Raw genomic sequence first — 1,221 nt, 5'->3', positions numbered from 1 at the left:
CGTTATTTTTTCCTCACCTAGCGCTCAAAACAAGGGTTAGCAGTTGGGTTCTGCCATCGCAACGACCACTTTGCGAGGTCCGGTAAAGCGAGAGCGGGCATGGGCAACCAACATGTTGTCCAGCATCAGTACATCCCCTTGTTGCCACGGAAATTTCACCATGCATTCATCTAACACACCGCGAATTTCATCGAGAATGCCATCTTCAATCGGTGAGCCATCCCCGTAATAAACGTTCCGGGGTAAATCTTCTTCTTCAACAATAGACAGCAGCGTTTCCCGGATATGGGCTTCCAGATTGGACACATGGAACAAGTGCGCTTGATTGAACCACACCATCTCCTGTGTGACGGGATGTCTGGCAACGGACTGACAGACTTGCCGGGTTCTCAGTTCACCATCCCCTTTCCAGGTGAAGTCAATCTGATGGGCACGACAGAATGCTTCCACCTGTTTCGGATCACTGGTGGCAAACACTTTTTCCCACGGTAAATCCAGCCCGTTGCCATAGTTGCGGACATACATCAGTTTTTTCTCTTCGAAACGTTCACGGATCCGAGTCGGGATCCGACGATACACTTCACGGCTGTCGGCAATCGGCGTTTCACCTTCCGTCTCCGCCGGTTGAATGCAGTGAAACCAGATTTTCATCGGCCAGTTGAGGGTATAAGCCTGTTCGTTGTGTAGGGGGATAACCTGATGGGCAGGATACTCTGTCGTGGTGTAGACCCCTTCACCAAGATCGGTGCGAGGCGTTGAGCCAAACTCATAGTTGAGCAGCGGAAATCCGAATGATCGGGCAAATTCTTGAAATTCAGTCTCGCCCAGAATATCGAATCCACGGAACAGAATACCGCCATGCCGATGAAGATTGTCTGCAACAATCCGATGCATATTATCCAGATCCGTTCTCCAGCCTTCCGGGTTTTGCATGATGACTTCCAGGGGTAATTCAATTCCCATCGCGATATCTCCTGTGATTATTTTTTGTCGGTTATCTCTGCACGATAAACACATACACTTTATGGGGTATATGCATAATTGTTCTATGAATTAAAAATCGAACGCTATCATAATCTAAATGATAGTGATATTGAAAATAATTATCATTAGAACTTTACAGTTGTATATAGAATTGTTTACATTTATTGCGCTCAATTAACATGCAATGGTGAGATAGCTGTCTGTAATAAATATGGAATGAATTGCATTCCTATAGAA

General features: G+C 45.9%; 1 protein-coding gene. It reads right to left on the bottom strand.

Annotated elements, in window-relative coordinates:
• Positions 1-36: 36 nt before the first annotated feature.
• The gene (locus VRK_RS03850; protein WP_059120174.1) at positions 37-963 is read right to left on the bottom strand and encodes a TauD/TfdA family dioxygenase; all 927 of its coding nucleotides are present in this window, start codon (positions 961-963) and stop codon (positions 37-39) included.
• Between the last annotated feature and the right edge of the window lie 258 nt (positions 964-1,221).

The organism is Vibrio sp. MEBiC08052 (genome assembly GCF_001506075.1).
GTDB lineage: Bacteria > Pseudomonadota > Gammaproteobacteria > Enterobacterales > Vibrionaceae > Vibrio.
Note: the sequence above shows the minus strand (reverse complement) of the source record. Positions and strands in the feature narration are given on the sequence as shown.